This is a genomic window from Enterobacteriaceae endosymbiont of Neohaemonia nigricornis (assembly GCF_012571795.1).
Lineage (GTDB): Bacteria > Pseudomonadota > Gammaproteobacteria > Enterobacterales > Enterobacteriaceae.
In genome coordinates this window covers 391,305-408,890 of sequence record NZ_CP046222.1, presented here as the reverse complement: position 1 = coordinate 408,890, position 17,586 = coordinate 391,305, and the positions used below count along the sequence as shown (strand labels likewise).

Genomic DNA, 17,586 nt, shown 5'->3' with positions numbered 1-17,586 from the left:
TTGTTAAATTTTATAAAAATACTATGTCCATAAAAAATTTTAATAATATTAATTACTCTTATAGTATTACTAATATACATGAATTACATTATGATATTTACAATGAGATTATTTTAATAGGTTATTCTAATGTAGGTAAATCAACTATTATTAATACTTTATCAAATAAAAATATATCTAGAATTAGTAAATTACCAGGAAACACAAAAAAAATAAATATTTTTTGTAATAAACATTTATGTTTTTTAGATATGCCTGGTTATGGATATAATAAATTTAAAAAACATATATCATACCATTATTTTAATTTTTTAAAAAAATATCTTATACATAGAAATTCTTTAAAAGGAATATTATTATTAGTTGATATTCGACGACTATTAAAAGAAATTGATATTATTCTTTTAAAAAAAATATTATTTTATAATAAGCCAGTATTATTAATACTAAATAAATCTGATAAATTATCCTTAAATAATATAAAAAAACAGACTTTTTTATTAAAACAACAAATTATTAAGTTAACTAATATTAATAATTATTATATGAATATTTTAGTATTTTCTTCTATAAAAAAAAATAATATCAAGATATTAAAAAACACTATTAATGGTTGGTTGTAGTTTATGTAATAATTATTAAACATTATGAATTTTTAATATTAATTAAAAATTTTTTTTCTAAATAAATATTAGTATTGATTTTAGTTAATTGATGATAAAAAAATACTTTTTTTTTATATTTCATTAATTGAATATGTATGTTTTTTTTTCTAGGAATAAATATTTGATCTATATTTTTATAAATAGAAATTAAATTGCCAAAATTATTAAGTAATAATTGTGCTGTTTTGATACCTATGCCAGGAATTCCAGGTATATTATCTGTATAATCACCAGATAATGCTAATAAATCACTAATTAATTGTGGATATACACCATACTTATGATAAACATCTTCGGATTTTAATATTTTAAAAGTTATAGGATTGAGTAAAAAAATATAATTAGATACTAATTGTGCAAAATCTTTATCTAAACTTACAATAAAAACTAAAAAATTATATTTTATATATGTTAATGCTAAAGTACCAATAATATCATCTGCTTCTACATTTTTTATAGATATAACTTGATAGCCCATATATTGAATAATTTTATATAATTTTTGTTTTTGTATAATAAGATTATTAGGCATTTTTTTTCTTTGTTGTTTATATTGATTAAATATTTTTTTTCTAAAAGAATTGCCTGGCGAATCAAAAATAACAACAATATTACTATTAACATATAAATTAATAATTTTTTTAAATATACTAATAAAACCGTATATTGCATTCATAGGATGACCTTGTTTATTAAATAAACAAGGTAATGCATAATAAGCACGATATAATAATAAAGATCCATCTATTAAAATTAGATTATTATTCATATATTTTATATACAACTTTTACATAAAAATATTATATATTAATATTTTTATATGTATAAGATTTATTAATTAATTTTAAAATATTTGCCAAACAATTTTTTTTACAATTATTTAATATATTATTCATACTAATTATATTTGTATTAATAACAAAAGCAGGCAAATTAGATATTTTATAATGTTCAATTAATTTATCTTGCTGCATAAATAATCCTTTAATTAAAAAACTATCCCAAGCAGCATCATATTGTTGTTCATTTATATTAGTAGCAGCATTAATAAATGCTTTTTTCATTGTTGGATAATCATAAATAGTATTATTTTGAATACCTTCAAATAATGGTTGTATAACCTGATCTTCAACATTTAATGCTTGTGCAATAACCCAATTATAACTTGCTAACATATTTAATTCTGAATTTGTTGTACTAACATGATATTTAGTAATGATATATTTACTACTAATACTTTTTTTATTATTAGTAATAATAAAAAATTTATAACAACGTGGGCATAAAAATGAAAAAAATTCTATTATATGTTTTTTGTGTGTAACATGTTGTTGAGAAACATTATTAATATTTTGATTAATACTAGCTTGTATACAATTAGGTATTAAAGTAGTAATAAACAATATTATTAATAATACATTTTTTTTGATATTCATAATGTGTATAACTCTATAATAATGTAAGTAATATTATTTATATGTAATATTAATTATTTTACAAAAAATTTAATAAATAATTTAAATACAATTTTTAAGTATTCTATACTATTTATAGTAATAAATATAATAATTAATATTATGATTATTATTGTATTATAAAAAAATAATTTTTTCTATATTAAAAATTATTTTATATAATTTAATATGATATTTTTTTTAAAAAATCTAATACATTTTGTATATCTTTAGGTAACTTAGAATATAAAGTCAATATATTATTAAAAACAGGATGTCTAAATTTTAAATAACATGCATGTAATGCTTGACGATTAATTAAATCAAATAACATATTATTTGATATATTTAATTGTTTATATAAAGGATCACCTATAATGCCATGTTTTATATAAGATAGATGAGTGCGAATTTGATGTGTTCTACCAGTATATAATTGTACTCTTAGATATGTGTATTTAACAAAATGTTTTTTTACAAATAATTTAGTAATAGATTCTTTGCCTGTAGAATGAATAATCATTTTAATTATATTATTAAAATATACTTTTTTTATAGGTAAATTAATAATTTGATCATTTTTTATAATACCATATACAATAGTTTCATATTCTCGAATAATTTTATGTTTTTTTAATAAATTTTTTAGATATATATATGTTAACATATCTTTAGCTACTAACATTAATCCTGTAGTATCTTTATCTAATCTATGTATAATACCAGCTCTTGGCAAATCTCTTAAAAAATGATAATTATATAATAATGCATTAAATATTGTATTATCTCTATTTTTGTTGCCAGGATGTACAACAATATTTATAGATTTATCTATTACTAATAAATAAGCATCTTCATAAATAATTTTTAATGGAAGATATTGTGCTTTCCATATGGTATTATTATTATTTATATAAGCATTAATTTCAATTTTATCATATAATAAAATTTTTTTTTAGGTATATTAATAATATGATTATTAATTGTTATATAATTATTTATAATCCAACTTTTAATTTGATTTCTAGAAAAACTTTTTAGTTTTGTAGAAAGAAAATAATCTAATCGAATATTTTTTTCTATTTTATTAACTATAATTTTATATTTAAATTTTATCATTAATGTATTTTTTATGTATATTATTAAAAAACTTAACATAAAAAATATGTTAAGTTTACAAAAATAATGAAATAATAATTTATATAACATATTATAATGTTATTTTTTTATATATTAATTTTGATGATCATTTATATTATAAAATTCTTTTATTCTATGATTAATATTATTAATATCATTAATATTTTTGTTTTTTATTAAAAATAAAATATTATTTAAATGATTTATATATTGTTCATATAAATTAAATTTTTTCTGAACTGATATTAATATTTGCTGATATAATACTATATCAGTTGTGAAAAAATTTTTATAATATTTATATTCTAGATCATTAAATAATGGTATTAATTTTTTAAATATTTTTTTTTGGTATTTTTCTTTTAATAAAAAAGCATTCATAGTTAACATATTAAAATATTGTAATGCTTGTATTATAGATATATATTGATAATTTTTATGATCTTTTATATGCACTAATTCTGCACCCCATAATTTTATTTGTTTTAAAAACCAATTATACATATTAGACAAACGTCCATGACTATATATAATTTTTTGTTTAGTTAAAATAGATATATTATTAGAAGGTAATATAGGATATATATATAATACAGGACCACTATATTGATCTAAAATTTTATTTATAGAAATATATTTAATAGGTGTAATATCTACTAAAATACAATTATTAGATAATTTTGGAAGATATTTTAATACATCATTTAATGATGTTATAGATATATTTAAAATAATCATTTCTACATCTATAAAGTAAGAATGAAAATTTTTTATTAACCAAAAATCATGATTAATCATCGATACATCATAATTTGATAATGTTAATAATTTTTTAAATATATATCCAGTATTATATATTTTGCCTATAATGAGTATTTTTTTTAAATTTATATTTAATTTTTTAAATCCTTCCATATTTTCATATATATAAGATTCATACATTATATTATTTAAAATTTTTTCAATAAAATTAGCAGACAACCCTATATTTTTTGCTTCTTTTTTTCTTAAATTAATAACATACTTTTCTCTTTCAAGTATATAAACTGGTAATCCATGTTGTTGTTTAATTTTTCCTATTTTTTTAACCAAATTATATCTTTTAGATAAAATAGATAATAACTTAGTATCTAAAATATCTATTTTATCTCGTAATAAATTTAATTTATTATTCAAAATATTATTTTGTTTATATTCTAATTTTTTTATCATAATATTTGTTCTTCTTATGATAAGAAACGTAATGGCATTTGTTTTAGTTCATAATAAATTTTATGTAAAATATTTTCTGTTGTTTGTAAATTTATACATTCATCTGTTACAGATATACCATATTTTATAGAATATTTATTTTGACTATCTATTATTTGATTACCTTCATGAATATAACTTTCTAACATTAAACCAAATATTGATTTATTACCTTGTTTAATTTGTGATATAACAGAATTTACTACTTTTTCTTGATTTTTAAAATTTTTATTAGAATTTCCATGACTACAATCTATCATAATTTTTGGTTTTAATCCCATTAAAATTAAATTTTTTTCACATGTTTTAATGTCATCTGCATAATAATTAGGTATTTTACCACCTCGTAAGATTACATGACAATGTTTATTACCAGTAGTATGTCTAATACATACTTTACCATTCTGATTAATAGTAATAAAACTATGTTGATTATTAGCAGCTTTAATAGCATTGATAGCACTATTAATACTGCCATCTGTATTATTTTTAAAACCAACTGGAATATTTAATGAAGCTGCAATTTCTCTATGTATTTGTGATTCTGTAGTGCGTGCTCCAATAGCACACCAACTAAATAAATCACCTAAATAATGAGTTATATTAGGATCTAATACTTCTGTAGCTATAGCAATATTATTTTGTACTAATTTTAATAATAATTCTCTAGCTAAATAAAGTCCTTTATTAATATTAAAAGAATTATTCATATCTGGATCATTAATTAATCCTTTCCATCCAATAATTGTTCTTGGTTTTTCAAAATATACTCTCATAACTATATAAATATTATCTGTAATTTTTGAACTTATTTCTTTTAAAAATTGTGAATATTCTATAGCTTCATTTATATTATGTACAGAACATGGTCCGCAGATAATTAATAATTTAGGATTTTTACCTATTAAAATATTATTTATAGTCTGTCTCGCATGAAATATGCTTTCCTTACCTTTTATAGATAAAGGTAATTGTTTTTTTAATTCCTTAGGAATAATTATATGTTGTTCATTATTAATATTATTTATTTCTGACATATTAACCTTTGATGATATTAAAATAAAAAATGAATTGTTTTTTTATATAGTATATAAATATTTAAATAAAATTAAAGAATAAAATAATAAAAATATTTATATTCTTATTAAATAAGAAAATTATATTCATAATATAATTATGAATTATTTTATAAATATTAGGATATTTATATGGATAAAAAAAAAAATAATGTAAATAAAACTATATCATTACATAAATTTGCAGAATATGCTTATTTAAATTATTCTATTTATGTTATTACAGATAGAGCATTACCACATATTGGTGATGGATTAAAACCAGTACAAAGAAGAGTAATATATGCTATGTCTGAATTAGGATTAAAATCTATATCTAAATTCAAAAAATCAGCACGAACTATAGGAGATGTTATTGGCAAATATCATCCTCATGGAGATGTAGCTTGTTATGAAGCAATGGTTTTAATGGCACAATCTTTTTCTTACAGATATCCATTAATAGAGGGTCAAGGCAATTGGGGAACACCTGATGATCCTAAATCTTTTGCAGCTATGCGATATACTGAATCACGTCTTTCTAAATATTCAGATTTATTATTAAATGAAATTGAACAAGGTACTGTAGATTATATTCCAAATTTTGATGGTACATTATTAGAACCTAAAATATTACCAGCATGTTTACCAAATATTATATTAAATGGTGCTAATGGTATTGCAGTTGGAATGGCAACAGATATACCTCCACATAATATCAAAGAAGTAGCAGATGCTATAATAAAATTAATAGATAATCCAAAAATTACATTAAAAGATATATTAAATATTATTCAAGGACCAGATTTTCCTACAGGAAGTGAAATTATTACTCCTAAAAAAGAAATATTTAAAATATATGAAAATGGTAAAGGTTCTATTAGATTACGTGCTGTATGGCATACAATTAATAATAATATTATTATTACAGCATTACCTCATCAAGTTTCTGGTATACGTATTATTGAACAAATTAATACACATATTCGTAATAAAAAATTACCTATGATTGAAGAAGTTAGGGATGAATCAGACTACGAAAATCCGACAAGAATTGTTATTATCATTCGCAATAATTTTAATTATTTAAATATAGAAGATATTATGTATCATCTATTTTGTATTACTGATTTAGAAAAAAGTTATCGTATTAATTTAAATATGATTGGTTTAAATAATAAACCTGCAGTAAAAAATTTATTAGAAATCTTAAATGAATGGATTACATTTAGACGTATTATTATTAAAAGAAGATTAAATTTTTATTTAAAAAAATTAAAAAAAAAATTACATATTATAAAAGGATTATTAATAGTTTATTTAAATTTAACAGAATTTATTAATATTATTCGTTTTAATGATAATCCTGCACAAATTATTAAACATAAATTTAATTTTTCAGAATTACAAATCGAAACATTATTAAATTTTAAATTACGTTCTATTTCATTATTAGAAGAACAAAAATTATTAAATGAACAAAAAAAATTAATAATAAAATTTAATAATATACAAAAAACACTAATATCTGCAAAAAAATTAAATGTATTATTAAAAAAAGAAATATTATTAGCTACCACATTCTATAGTAATAAACGTCGTTCATTATTAAAAGAAAGTAAAGAAGCTAAAATATTAAATGATAATCAATTAGTTACAGATGAACCTATTACAATCATTTTATCTAAAATGGGTTGGATTAGGTGTGCAAAAGGACATACTATAGATCCAAGTAATTTAAATTATAAGTCTGGAGACAATTTTTTCTTATCAGTAAAAGGTAAAAAAAATCAAATTATTGCAATGATTGATTCAAAAGGCAGAAGTTATAGTATAGATCCTAATTCTTTGCCACCGGCACGTAGTCAAGGAGAACCTTTAAATGGTAAAATATATATCCCAGAAGGATCTACAATTAAATATTTAATAATGGAATCTTTAGATACTCAAATTTTACTATTTACTAATGCAGGATATGGTTTTATTTGTAAATTTCGTGATTTAATTGCTAGTAATAGAAATGGTAAATTATTAATAATATTAACAGAAAATGCTCAAATTTTATCTCCTTTAATTATCAATAATATATATATATATATATTAATTATATCTTCTACAGGAAAATTATTATTATTATCTATAAAAGATATACCTTTATTATCTAAAGGTAGAGGAAATAAATTAATTACAATAGATAAAAAATCTTTTATAAATAAATTTGAACAAGTAAAGTGGATTTATTTAATTAATCAACAGTCTATTGTATATATACATACTAGTACAAATATATTTAAATTAAATTTTAAAGATTTAAAAAAATTTCATTCTAATAGAGGTCATACAGGTTTTTCATTAAATAAATATAATATTAATAATATTATCCATAATACTTATATTAAAGAATAATTATTTATTAAAACTGTATAATAATGTTGTAAAAATATAAGTTATAATATACTTTATTTTTTATAATGATCTATATTTTAGATATCTTATATAACTTATAATATATAATGAGATAAAATAAAATGCGAATATTAAAATTCGGTGGAACATCTTTAGCTAATGCAAAAAAAATTCTGTTAGTTGTTGATATTATTAATACATCTGTAAAAAATGGTGCTATAGGAGTAGTATTATCCGCGCCAGCAACTGTTACAAATAATTTAGAATTAATGATACAAAAAGCTATTAAATCAGAAAATTTTAATAATTTATTAATAGATACAAATAAATTAATTATACAAATTATAACTGATTTAAAAAAATATATAAAAAATTTTAATATTTTTAAAATAAATAATAGAGTAAATCTTATTTTTATTAATATAAAAAATATATTAAATAATATTTCTTCTGTACAAAATTGTTCTGATAAATTATATGCAGAAATTTTATCTCAAGGAGAAATATTTTCTATTATTATATTTGAAGAATTACTATTAAATATAGGATATAAATTATATATTTTCCCTACACAATTATTATCGTTAGATGATGATAATAATTATCAATCAGCAACAATAAATATTCAACAATCTATAAAACAAACTAAAAGTATTAAATTATCTAATATTGATATTATTTTAATGGTAGGTTTTTCTGTTATCAATAAAAAAAATGAAGTTGTATTATTGGGTAGAAATGGATCTGATTATTCAGCATCAATTTTATCAGCATGTTTAAATGCTAAATATTGTGAAATTTGGACTGATGTTAATGGTATTTATACTGCAGATCCTAATGTTATATTAAATGCTAAATTATTAAAATATTTATCATATAATGAAGCTTTAACATTATCTTATTTAGGTGCTAAAATTTTACATTTTAAAACTATATTTCCATTATTAATAAATAGTATACCTTGTATAATCAAAAATACTATGTTCCCTAATAATAAGGGAACTATTATTAGTAATAATATTAATGAAAATCAATATGATATTAAAGGTATTACAATAATTAATAATGTATTAATTATTAATATTAACAGTATTATTAATAAAAATATAAATGATATTATAAACAAAATTTATTTCATTATATTTAAATCTAATATACCTATATATTTTATTACACAATCTTTTAGCCCCTTAAATATTAATATTTGTATATCTTATAATTATTATGATACTTTTAAAAAAATACTACAACAAGAATTACATAAGGAATTTATTAATAAACTATTGCAACCTATTATAATAAAAAAATCATTATCTATAGTTTCTTTAGTTGGTAATAATATTAATAATAATATTAATATCATAAATAATTTATATAAATTATTTATGATAAATAAAATTTCTATATTAGATATTTCTCATAATTTTTCTCAAAATTTTATTTCTTTTATTATAAAAAATCAAAATAATAAATATTTATTAAAATTAATTCATCACATAGTTTTTGAATATCAAAAAATCTTAGAAGTATTTATTATTGGTACTGGTAATATTGGTAAAACTTTATTATATCAAATAAAAAATATACAACATAAAAATTTATATATTTATAATAATTGTGTTAGAATAAAAATTTGCGGTATTATAAATACGAAACATACACTCATAGATTTAAATGGAATCAATTTAAATCAATGGGAAAAATTAATATTACATGCACCAACATTTAGTATTGACAAACTATTAGTAATTATAAAACAGTATAAGTTATATAATCCAGTTATTATAGATTGCACATCATCTCAAACAATAGCAAATAATTATATTAATTTTTTAGATATTGGATTACATATAGTAGCTACTAATAAAAAAGCTAATACATCTACATTAAAATATTATAAAAAAATTCGTAGTATTACGTATCAAACAAAAAAATATTTTTTATATGAAACTAATGTTGGAGCAGGATTACCTGTTATTAAAACCTTACAAAATTTATTACAAATAGGTGATAAAATAATAAAATTTTATGGTATTTTATCTGGTTCTTTATCATTTATTTTTGGGAAATTAGAAGAAGGTATGTTATTATCGCAAGCAGTAAAAACAGCAAAAAAAATGGGATTTACAGAACCAGATCCACGTATTGATTTATCTGGTATAGATGTAGCTAGAAAATTATTAATTTTAGCAAGAGAAATAGGGTTACAGATAGAATTAAAAGATATTAATATTGAACCTGTAATTAATAATATTAATAATAATTCAATTCAAGATTTTGAACAAAATTTATTGCAAATTGATCAAATTTTTATTCAAAAAATAAAAAAAGCTAAATTAAAAAATCAAGTATTACGTTATGTCGGTAGTATAGATCATCAAGGAATATGTCAAGTTAAAATATTAAGTGTAGATATTACACATCCTTTATTTGAAATTAAAAATGGAGAAAATGCTTTTATTTTTTATAGTAATTATTATCAACCATTACCTTTAATATTAAGAGGTTATGGCGCAGGTAAAAATGTAACAGCAGCAGGAATTTTAACAGATTTATTAAGTATTTATACTGTATAAAACAAGGAATTTTATATAATGATTAAAGTTTATGCTCCTGCATCTATTGGTAATATTAATGTTGGTTTTGATTCTTTAGGAATTGCTTTACATAGATTAGATAATGGTATATTAGGAGATTATATTTCTATTTTACCTAATAAAAAATTTGAATTAATACAAACTGGATCTTTTGTTAAAGATTTGCCTAAACATTATAAAAATAATATTATTTTTCATTGTTGGTTAAAATTTTGTAAAAAAATTAACAAAACTATACCAGTAAAAGTAATTTTAGAAAAAAATGTTCCTATAAGTTCTGGATTAGGTTCTAGTGCGTGCTCTATTGTAGCTTTTTTAAAAGCTATAAATATATTTTGTAATAATCCTTTAAATCATAATGAACTAATTATGTTAATGGGTGAATTAGAGGGATTATTTTCAGGTAATATCCATTATGATAATATTGTTCCATGTTATTTAGGTGGTATGAAATTAATATTAATTATGGACGATATTAATATTCAAAATATTCCTTTTTTTAAAAATTGGTTTTGGGTTATTGCATATCCTGGGGTTGAATTATCAACATATAATTCAAGAAAAATTTTACCTAACTATTATAAGAGAGATGTATGTATAAAACATAGTCAATATTTATCTGGTTTTATACATGCTAGTCATATTAAACAAGAAAAATTAGCATTAAAATTAATGAAAGATTTTATTGCTGAACCATATAGAAAAAAAATTATTCCTGAGTTTGATCAAGTTATTAATAAAGCACAAGAATTAGGTTCATTAAATTATGGAATTGCAGGTTCTGGGCCAACTTTATTTTATATATTTAATAATCTAGTACATGCACAAAATATGGTAAAATGGTTAGAACATCATTATATAAAAAATCATAAAGGTTTTGTGTATATTTGTGTAATTAATACAATAGGTACTATAGTTATGGATATGGAGACATAATGAAATTTTTCAATATTAATTATAATAAGGAACAAGTAAGTTTTGTAGAAGCACTAAAAAAAGGTTTAGGAAATAAACAAGGATTATTTTTTCCTTGTTATATGCCTAAATTACAAGATAAAGATATATTACAATTATTAAATTTAAATTTTGTTGATTGTAGTAGTAAAATACTATCATATTTTATTAAAGATATATCAATAGATGATTTAACAAAAATAATAAAAAAATGTTTTAATTTTTTAGTACCATTAGTTTTATTAGATAATAATCTTGCTTGTCTAGAATTATATCATGGACCTACTTTAGCTTTTAAGGATTTTGGTGCTCGTTTTATGGCACAAATATTACAATTTTTTTATTCAAAAGACAAAATAACTATTTTAATAGCAACTTCAGGTGATACCGGAGCTGCTGTTGCACATGCTTTTTATAATATTCCTAACATTGAAGTAATTATTTTATATCCAAAAAATAGAATTGTTTTTTTACAAGAACAATTATTTTGTACTTTAGGGAAAAACATTACAACTATTGCTATTGAAGGTAATTTTGATGATTGTCAAAATTTAGTCAAGCAAGCTTTTAATGATATTGTTTTAAAACAAGAATTAAAATTAAATTCTGCTAATTCTATTAATATTAGTCGTTTACTTGCACAAATATGCTATTATTTTGAAGCGTATAAACAAATTCCTAAAAAATATAAATATAAAAAAGTTATTATTTCAGTTCCAAGTGGTAATTTTGGCAATTTGACAGCAGGATTAATGGCTAAAACAATGGGATTACCTATTAATTATTTTATTGCAGCTACTAATGCTAATAATACAATAGTAAATTATTTAAATAATGGTCATTGGAATCCTAAGAAAACAATAACAACATTATCTAATGCTATGGATGTAAGTTGTCCTAATAATTGGCCAAGAATTATGGAAATTTTTCATCAAAATAATTGGGATTTAAGTATGTTAAAATCTATATCTATTAATGATGTAGATACAACTAATGCTATAATATATTTATATCAAAAATATAAATATATTTCTGAACCACATACTGCTGTAAGTTTTAATGCATTAAAACATCATACTTATAATAAAGAAATATTTAATATATTTTTAGGTACTGCTCATCCTGCAAAATTTCAAAAATATATATTAAAAATTTTAAAACAAAATATTTTATTACCACAAATTTTATCTAATTGTGTAAATAAAAAAAATAAATCTTATATTTTATCTAAAAATTTTAATACTTTTAAAAAATTTTTACAACAAAAATATATATCTATAAATTAATATAATCATTTTTAAAAAAACATTAATTATAATGAAAATAAATAATTTTGTAATATTTACATCAATTACTATCATAATTAGTATTTTAATATTATTATTATCATGGTGTTTAGGAGGACGTTCATATGGTATAGACAAAAATATACCCTTTGAATCTGGGGCATATGCATTTAGTAATACTAAACTTAGAATAGCCATTAATTTTTTTTTAGTAGCAATATTTTTTGTAATTTTTGATATTGAAACATTATATTTATATATATGGTCTGTAAGTATTAAAAAAATTAAATTTGAAGGTTTTATAGTAGGTATATTATTTATACTAACAATTTTAACAAGTTTGTTTTATTTATTTAAAATGCATATTTTAAATATATCAAGTAAAATAAAAAATATGAAATCTAACATTTAAACAAATAACTTATTATGAAATATACTTTGACTAAAATTAATATTAATAAAAAAAAATATCCTTTAGAAGAAAAAAAAAATATTAATAATGATCCAATAAAAGAATCAGTAAATAATAATATTTTTCTAGGTAGTTTGAAAAAAATCACAAATAATTTAGTGAATTGGGGTAGAAAAAATTCCTTATGGCCTTTTAACTTTGGTTTATCTTGTTGTTATGTAGAAATGACTACATCTTTTACATCTATTAATGATATATCACGTTTTGGTTCTGAAGTATTAAGAACTTCTCCAAGACAAGCTGATTTTATGGTAATTGCTGGTACATGTTTTTTAAAAATGGCTCCTATTATACAAAGATTATATGATCAAATGTTAGAACCCAAATGGGTAATATCTATGGGTTCATGTGCTAATTCTGGTGGAATGTATGATATTTATTCTGTAGTACAAGGTGTAGATAAATTTTTACCTGTAGATGTTTATATCCCAGGTTGTCCTCCACGACCAGAAGCATATATACAAGCTTTATTACTATTACAAAAAGCTATTCATTATGAACGTCGGCCATTGTCTTGGATAATAGGAGATCAAGGAATTTATAAAGCTAAAATTAAATCTCCAAATAATTTTTTTAAAAAAAATATGAAATTTAAAAAACCTAATCAAGTATAAAATAAATATTATTTTAATATAATTAATAATAAGGTATATTTTATTTATGAAACATTCTAAAAATTCTTTTCAAAAAGAATATTTCAATAATTCTCATAACCACTATTTTATAGATAAAAACATAAAACTTTTTATTCAAGAATTAAATAATACATTAGGTTCTACAAATTTTATAATACAAAATATACAACATAATAATATGCCATTAATTATTTGGATTAAACCAGAAAATATAATTAATTTTATAAAATTATTATATAAAATAAAATATCCTTATAATATGTTATATGATATGCATGGTGTTGATGAAAGATTACACAAAAATAAATTTTATTCTTTATTAAATAATAATATGGATTTTTCTTTGTTTTACCATTTTATCTCTTTAGAATACAATTCTGATATTATTTTAAAAATACCATTACAAAAAAATAATTTATATATTAATACTATCACATCCTATTTTTGTAATGCAAATTGGTATGAGAGAGAAATATGGGAAATGTTTGGAATAACATTTTTACATCATCCACATCTTAAACATCTGTTATTACCTAATAATTGGGATGATGGATATCCATTACGTAAAGATTATCCTGCAAGAGCTACAGAAAATATAAACTATTTTTTAACAAAAAATAAATATGCCATAGATATTTATAATACACAATTTAATCCCAAAGAATGGAATTTAACCACTAATAATAAAAAATATGACTATATGTTTTTAAATTTAGGACCTAATCATCCTTCTGTACATGGTGCTTTTAGAATTATTTTACAATTATATGGTGAAGAAATTATCAATTGTTTTCCTGATATAGGTTATCATCATAGAGGTGCTGAAAAAATTGCAGAAAGACAAACCTGGCATACTTATATCCCATACACAGATAGAATAGAATATTTAGGTGGATGTATTAATGAAATGGCATATATTTTAGCTGTAGAAAAATTAGCTAATATTATTGTATCGGATCGCATTAAAGTTATTAGAGTAATGTTATCTGAATTATTTCGTATTAATAGTCATTTATTATATTTAGCAACTTTTATACAAGATGTCGGTGCTATGACACCAATTTTTTTAATTTTTACTGATAGACAAAAAATATATGATATTATTGAAGCAATCACAGGTGCTAGAATGCATCCAGCATGGTTTAGAATTGGTGGTATAGCAAATGATTTACCTAAAGGTTGGGATATTTTATTAAAAAAATTTTTAATATGGTTACCTAAAAGACTACAAACATATCAAAAAGTTGCTTTAAAAAATAGTATTTTAATATCTAGATCTAAAAATATTGCTATATATAATAAAAAGGAAGCTATATCTTGGGGGATAACTGGAGCTGGGTTAAGAGCTACTGGTTTAAATTTTGATGTACGTAAAAATCGTCCTTATTCTGGGTATGAAAATTTTGATTTTGATATTCCTATTGGCAATAATATTAGTGATTGTTATTCAAGAGTTATATTAAAATTTGAAGAAATTTGGCAAAGTTTACGTATTTTAAAACAATGTTTAAATTATATGCCATCTGGACCATATAAAATGGATCATCCATTAACTACTCCTCCTTTAAGGAGTAAAATGTTACAAAATATAGATACACTAATTAATCATTTTATACAAGTTTCTTGGGGGCCATTAATTAAAGCGAATGAATCTTTTCAAATGATTGAAGCTACTAAAGGTATTAATAGTTATTATTTAATTAGTGATCATAATACTGTTAGTTATAGAACAAGAATAAGAACACCTAGTTTCCCTCATTTACAACAAATTCCTTCAGTAATTCGTGGTAGTTTAGTTTCTGATCTTATTACTTATTTAGGTAGTATTGATTTTGTTATGTCTGATGTAGATCGTTAATATCTTATGAATATAAATAAAAATAATAAAAAAATTATATTAAATAATCAAGATATGAGTATAATTAATAAAATTATTACTCATTATGAATGTAATCGTGCATCTATTATTGAATTATTAATATTTTTCCAAAAAAAATATGGTTGGATTTCAGATGAAATTATTAATATTATTTCTAAAATTTTAAAAATTAATGTATGTGAAATAGATAGTATAGCTACTTTTTATAGTCAGATTTTTCGTTTACCAGTAGGTAAATATGTTATTAAATATTGTGATAGTGTTGTATGTTATATTACAGGATATCTAAAAATAATAGAATATATTAAACAAAAATTACAAATTGATGTCGGACAAACAACTAAAGATAATTTATTCACTTTATTACCTATATGTTGTTTAGGACATTGTGATAATAGTCCTGTGATTATGATTAATGAAAACATATATACTGCTATATCAATAGATAATATTAATAATATATTGGATAATTATATTAATGAAGAATAAATATATTAATAATTATAAACCTGAAAGTCATCCATTAACATGGCGTATTAATAATAATCAAGAAACTATATTTTTAAATGAATATATAAAAAAAGATGGTTATAAAGCTTTAAAGAAAACATTAATGACTATGAATGCTACAGATGTTATTAAATTAATAACAATAGCTGGTTTAAAAGGCAGAGGTGGTGGTGGATTTCCTACAGGTATTAAATGGAATTTAATGCCTAAAAAACAACATACTAATGAAATACGTTATTTTATATGCAATGCTGATGAAATGGAACCTGGTACTTATAAAGATCGTTTTCTAATAGAAAGTTTACCACATCAATTAATTGAAGGAATGATTATTAGTGCTTTTGCTATACAAGCAAATAAAGGATATATTTTTTTAAGAGGAGAATATATTAAGTGTGCTAATATTTTAAATCAAGCTATTAAAGAAGCTTACAATTTTGGTGTATTAGGTCATAATATTTTTAATACTGATTTTAATTTTGAATTATTCTTACATACTGGTGCTGGTAGATATATTTGTGGTGAAGAAACAGCTTTATTAAATTCTTTAGAAGGCAAAAGAGCTAATCCTAGATTTAAACCTCCTTATCCATCTACAATAGGTTTATGGGGGAAACCTACATGTATTAATAATGTAGAAACTATTTGTAATATTAATGGTATTATTTTACATGGCGCACAATGGTATAAAGATATATCACATAGTACACATGATAGTGGTACAAAACTTTTTGGTTTTTCTGGCAATGTTAATAATCCAGGATTATGGGAACTGCCATTTGGTACAAAAGCATATATTATTTTAGAAAAATATGCACATGGAATGAAAAAAGGATTTACATTAAAAACTTGGCAACCAGGAGGGGCTGGGACTGGGTTTTTATTACCAAAACATTTAGATTTACCTATGGATTTTATAAATATTAGTAATATTGGTAGTAGATTAGGTACAGGTATTGCTATGGCAGTAGATCATAAAATTAATATAATATCTTTATTAAAGAATATAGAAAGTTTTTTTGCACGAGAATCTTGTGGATTATGTACACCTTGTAGAGAAGGATTACCATGGATTGTACAAATACTAAATTTATTAGAAAAAAAACAAGCCCATATGAAAGATATTACATTACTCAAAGATATTAGTAATCAGTTAATTAATGGTAGATCTTTTTGTTCTTATGCGCCTGGAGCTATAGAACCATTACAAAGTGCATTAAAATATTTTACTAATGAATTTTATCAGGGTATAAAAAATAATGTATAAAAATTAGCATTATAT

16 protein-coding genes are annotated in these 17,586 nt (G+C 20.7%); 10 read left to right on the top strand and 6 right to left on the bottom strand.

The genetic code is table 11. The annotated features are described in order from the left end of the window. Positions 1-23 precede the first annotated feature (23 nt). Entirely contained in the window at positions 24-623 is a 600-nt protein-coding gene (gene yihA, locus GJT85_RS01985; RefSeq protein WP_208754541.1) for a ribosome biogenesis GTP-binding protein YihA/YsxC, read from the top strand. Between the two features lie 22 nt (positions 624-645). On the opposite strand, the gene GJT85_RS01980 is transcribed toward yihA, so the two are convergent. The 6 genes from GJT85_RS01980 to GJT85_RS01955 all read right to left on the bottom strand — a co-directional run bounded on the left by GJT85_RS01980 (position 646) and on the right by GJT85_RS01955 (position 5,547). Beyond that, positions 646-1,434: a 5'-3' exonuclease gene (locus tag GJT85_RS01980; RefSeq protein ID WP_208754540.1), complete on the bottom strand. Its 789-nt coding sequence runs from the start codon at positions 1,432-1,434 to the stop codon at positions 646-648. Between the two features lie 31 nt (positions 1,435-1,465). Further along, complete coding sequence (locus tag GJT85_RS01975) at positions 1,466-2,101, bottom strand: thioredoxin domain-containing protein (protein WP_208754539.1); 636 nt, start codon at positions 2,099-2,101, stop codon at positions 1,466-1,468. Positions 2,102-2,303: 202 nt separating this feature from the next. Beyond that, the gene (locus GJT85_RS01970) at positions 2,304-3,014 is read right to left on the bottom strand and encodes an RluA family pseudouridine synthase (RefSeq protein WP_246212342.1); all 711 of its coding nucleotides are present in this window, start codon (positions 3,012-3,014) and stop codon (positions 2,304-2,306) included. Between the two features lie 14 nt (positions 3,015-3,028). Next, on the bottom strand, positions 3,029-3,238 hold the full coding sequence (locus GJT85_RS01965; RefSeq protein ID WP_208754538.1) for a S4 domain-containing protein: 210 nt from the start codon (positions 3,236-3,238) through the stop codon (positions 3,029-3,031). A gap of 114 nt (positions 3,239-3,352) precedes the next feature. Next, on the bottom strand, positions 3,353-4,471 hold the full coding sequence (tyrA, locus tag GJT85_RS01960) for a bifunctional chorismate mutase/prephenate dehydrogenase (protein ID WP_208754537.1): 1,119 nt from the start codon (positions 4,469-4,471) through the stop codon (positions 3,353-3,355). A gap of 14 nt (positions 4,472-4,485) precedes the next feature. Then, positions 4,486-5,547 carry a 3-deoxy-7-phosphoheptulonate synthase gene (locus GJT85_RS01955; RefSeq protein WP_208754536.1) on the bottom strand — a complete coding sequence of 354 codons (1,062 nt, stop codon included), beginning with the start codon at positions 5,545-5,547 and terminating at the stop codon, positions 4,486-4,488. Positions 5,548-5,718: 171 nt separating this feature from the next. Here GJT85_RS01955 and parC point away from each other — a divergent pair, with 171 nt between their 5' ends. From parC to nuoF, 9 genes are all read left to right on the top strand, one after another. Further along, on the top strand, positions 5,719-7,971 hold the full coding sequence (gene parC / locus GJT85_RS01950; protein WP_208754535.1) for a DNA topoisomerase IV subunit A: 2,253 nt from the start codon (positions 5,719-5,721) through the stop codon (positions 7,969-7,971). 122 nt (positions 7,972-8,093) lie between these two features. Further along, entirely contained in the window at positions 8,094-10,547 is a 2,454-nt protein-coding gene (gene thrA / locus GJT85_RS01945) for a bifunctional aspartate kinase/homoserine dehydrogenase I (RefSeq protein WP_208754534.1), read from the top strand. An 18-nt stretch (positions 10,548-10,565) separates the two neighbouring features. Then, positions 10,566-11,504, top strand: coding sequence for a homoserine kinase (gene thrB / locus GJT85_RS01940; protein WP_208754533.1), 939 nt, complete (start codon positions 10,566-10,568; stop codon positions 11,502-11,504). Beyond that, a complete protein-coding gene (gene thrC, locus GJT85_RS01935) occupies positions 11,504-12,808 on the top strand; it encodes a threonine synthase (protein ID WP_208754532.1) in 1,305 nt (434 codons plus the stop codon). The genes thrB and thrC overlap by 1 nt, the downstream gene beginning before the upstream one ends. A gap of 31 nt (positions 12,809-12,839) precedes the next feature. Further along, positions 12,840-13,220 carry an NADH-quinone oxidoreductase subunit A gene (gene ndhC, locus GJT85_RS01930; protein WP_208754531.1) on the top strand — a complete coding sequence of 127 codons (381 nt, stop codon included), beginning with the start codon at positions 12,840-12,842 and terminating at the stop codon, positions 13,218-13,220. 14 nt (positions 13,221-13,234) lie between these two features. After that, a complete protein-coding gene (locus GJT85_RS01925; RefSeq protein WP_208754530.1) occupies positions 13,235-13,894 on the top strand; it encodes a NuoB/complex I 20 kDa subunit family protein in 660 nt (219 codons plus the stop codon). Positions 13,895-13,931: 37 nt separating this feature from the next. Then, positions 13,932-15,773 (top strand): NADH-quinone oxidoreductase subunit C/D, encoded by a 1,842-nt coding sequence (nuoC, locus tag GJT85_RS01920; protein WP_425482948.1) that lies wholly within the window; start codon positions 13,932-13,934, stop codon positions 15,771-15,773. 6 nt (positions 15,774-15,779) lie between these two features. Further along, positions 15,780-16,283, top strand: coding sequence for an NADH-quinone oxidoreductase subunit NuoE (gene nuoE, locus GJT85_RS01915; RefSeq protein WP_208754528.1), 504 nt, complete (start codon positions 15,780-15,782; stop codon positions 16,281-16,283). After that, entirely contained in the window at positions 16,273-17,571 is a 1,299-nt protein-coding gene (gene nuoF, locus GJT85_RS01910; protein ID WP_208754527.1) for an NADH-quinone oxidoreductase subunit NuoF, read from the top strand. The genes nuoE and nuoF overlap by 11 nt, the downstream gene beginning before the upstream one ends. Positions 17,572-17,586 lie beyond the last annotated feature (15 nt).

Excerpts from the sequence above, each read along its gene's own strand:
- yihA (WP_208754541.1), top strand. The coding sequence starts at position 24 with ATGTCCATAAAAAATTTTAATAATATTAATTACTCTTATAGTATTACT.
- GJT85_RS01980 (WP_208754540.1), bottom strand. The coding sequence starts at position 1,434 with ATGAATAATAATCTAATTTTAATAGATGGATCTTTATTATTATATCGT.
- GJT85_RS01975 (WP_208754539.1), bottom strand. The coding sequence starts at position 2,101 with ATGAATATCAAAAAAAATGTATTATTAATAATATTGTTTATTACTACT.
- GJT85_RS01965 (WP_208754538.1), bottom strand. The coding sequence starts at position 3,238 with ATGATAAAATTTAAATATAAAATTATAGTTAATAAAATAGAAAAAAAT.
- tyrA (WP_208754537.1), bottom strand. The coding sequence starts at position 4,471 with ATGATAAAAAAATTAGAATATAAACAAAATAATATTTTGAATAATAAA.
- GJT85_RS01955 (WP_208754536.1), bottom strand. The coding sequence starts at position 5,547 with ATGTCAGAAATAAATAATATTAATAATGAACAACATATAATTATTCCT.
- parC (WP_208754535.1), top strand. The coding sequence starts at position 5,719 with ATGGATAAAAAAAAAAATAATGTAAATAAAACTATATCATTACATAAA.
- thrA (WP_208754534.1), top strand. The coding sequence starts at position 8,094 with ATGCGAATATTAAAATTCGGTGGAACATCTTTAGCTAATGCAAAAAAA.
- thrB (WP_208754533.1), top strand. The coding sequence starts at position 10,566 with ATGATTAAAGTTTATGCTCCTGCATCTATTGGTAATATTAATGTTGGT.
- thrC (WP_208754532.1), top strand. The coding sequence starts at position 11,504 with ATGAAATTTTTCAATATTAATTATAATAAGGAACAAGTAAGTTTTGTA.
- ndhC (WP_208754531.1), top strand. The coding sequence starts at position 12,840 with ATGAAAATAAATAATTTTGTAATATTTACATCAATTACTATCATAATT.
- GJT85_RS01925 (WP_208754530.1), top strand. The coding sequence starts at position 13,235 with ATGAAATATACTTTGACTAAAATTAATATTAATAAAAAAAAATATCCT.
- nuoE (WP_208754528.1), top strand. The coding sequence starts at position 15,780 with ATGAATATAAATAAAAATAATAAAAAAATTATATTAAATAATCAAGAT.
- nuoF (WP_208754527.1), top strand. The coding sequence starts at position 16,273 with ATGAAGAATAAATATATTAATAATTATAAACCTGAAAGTCATCCATTA.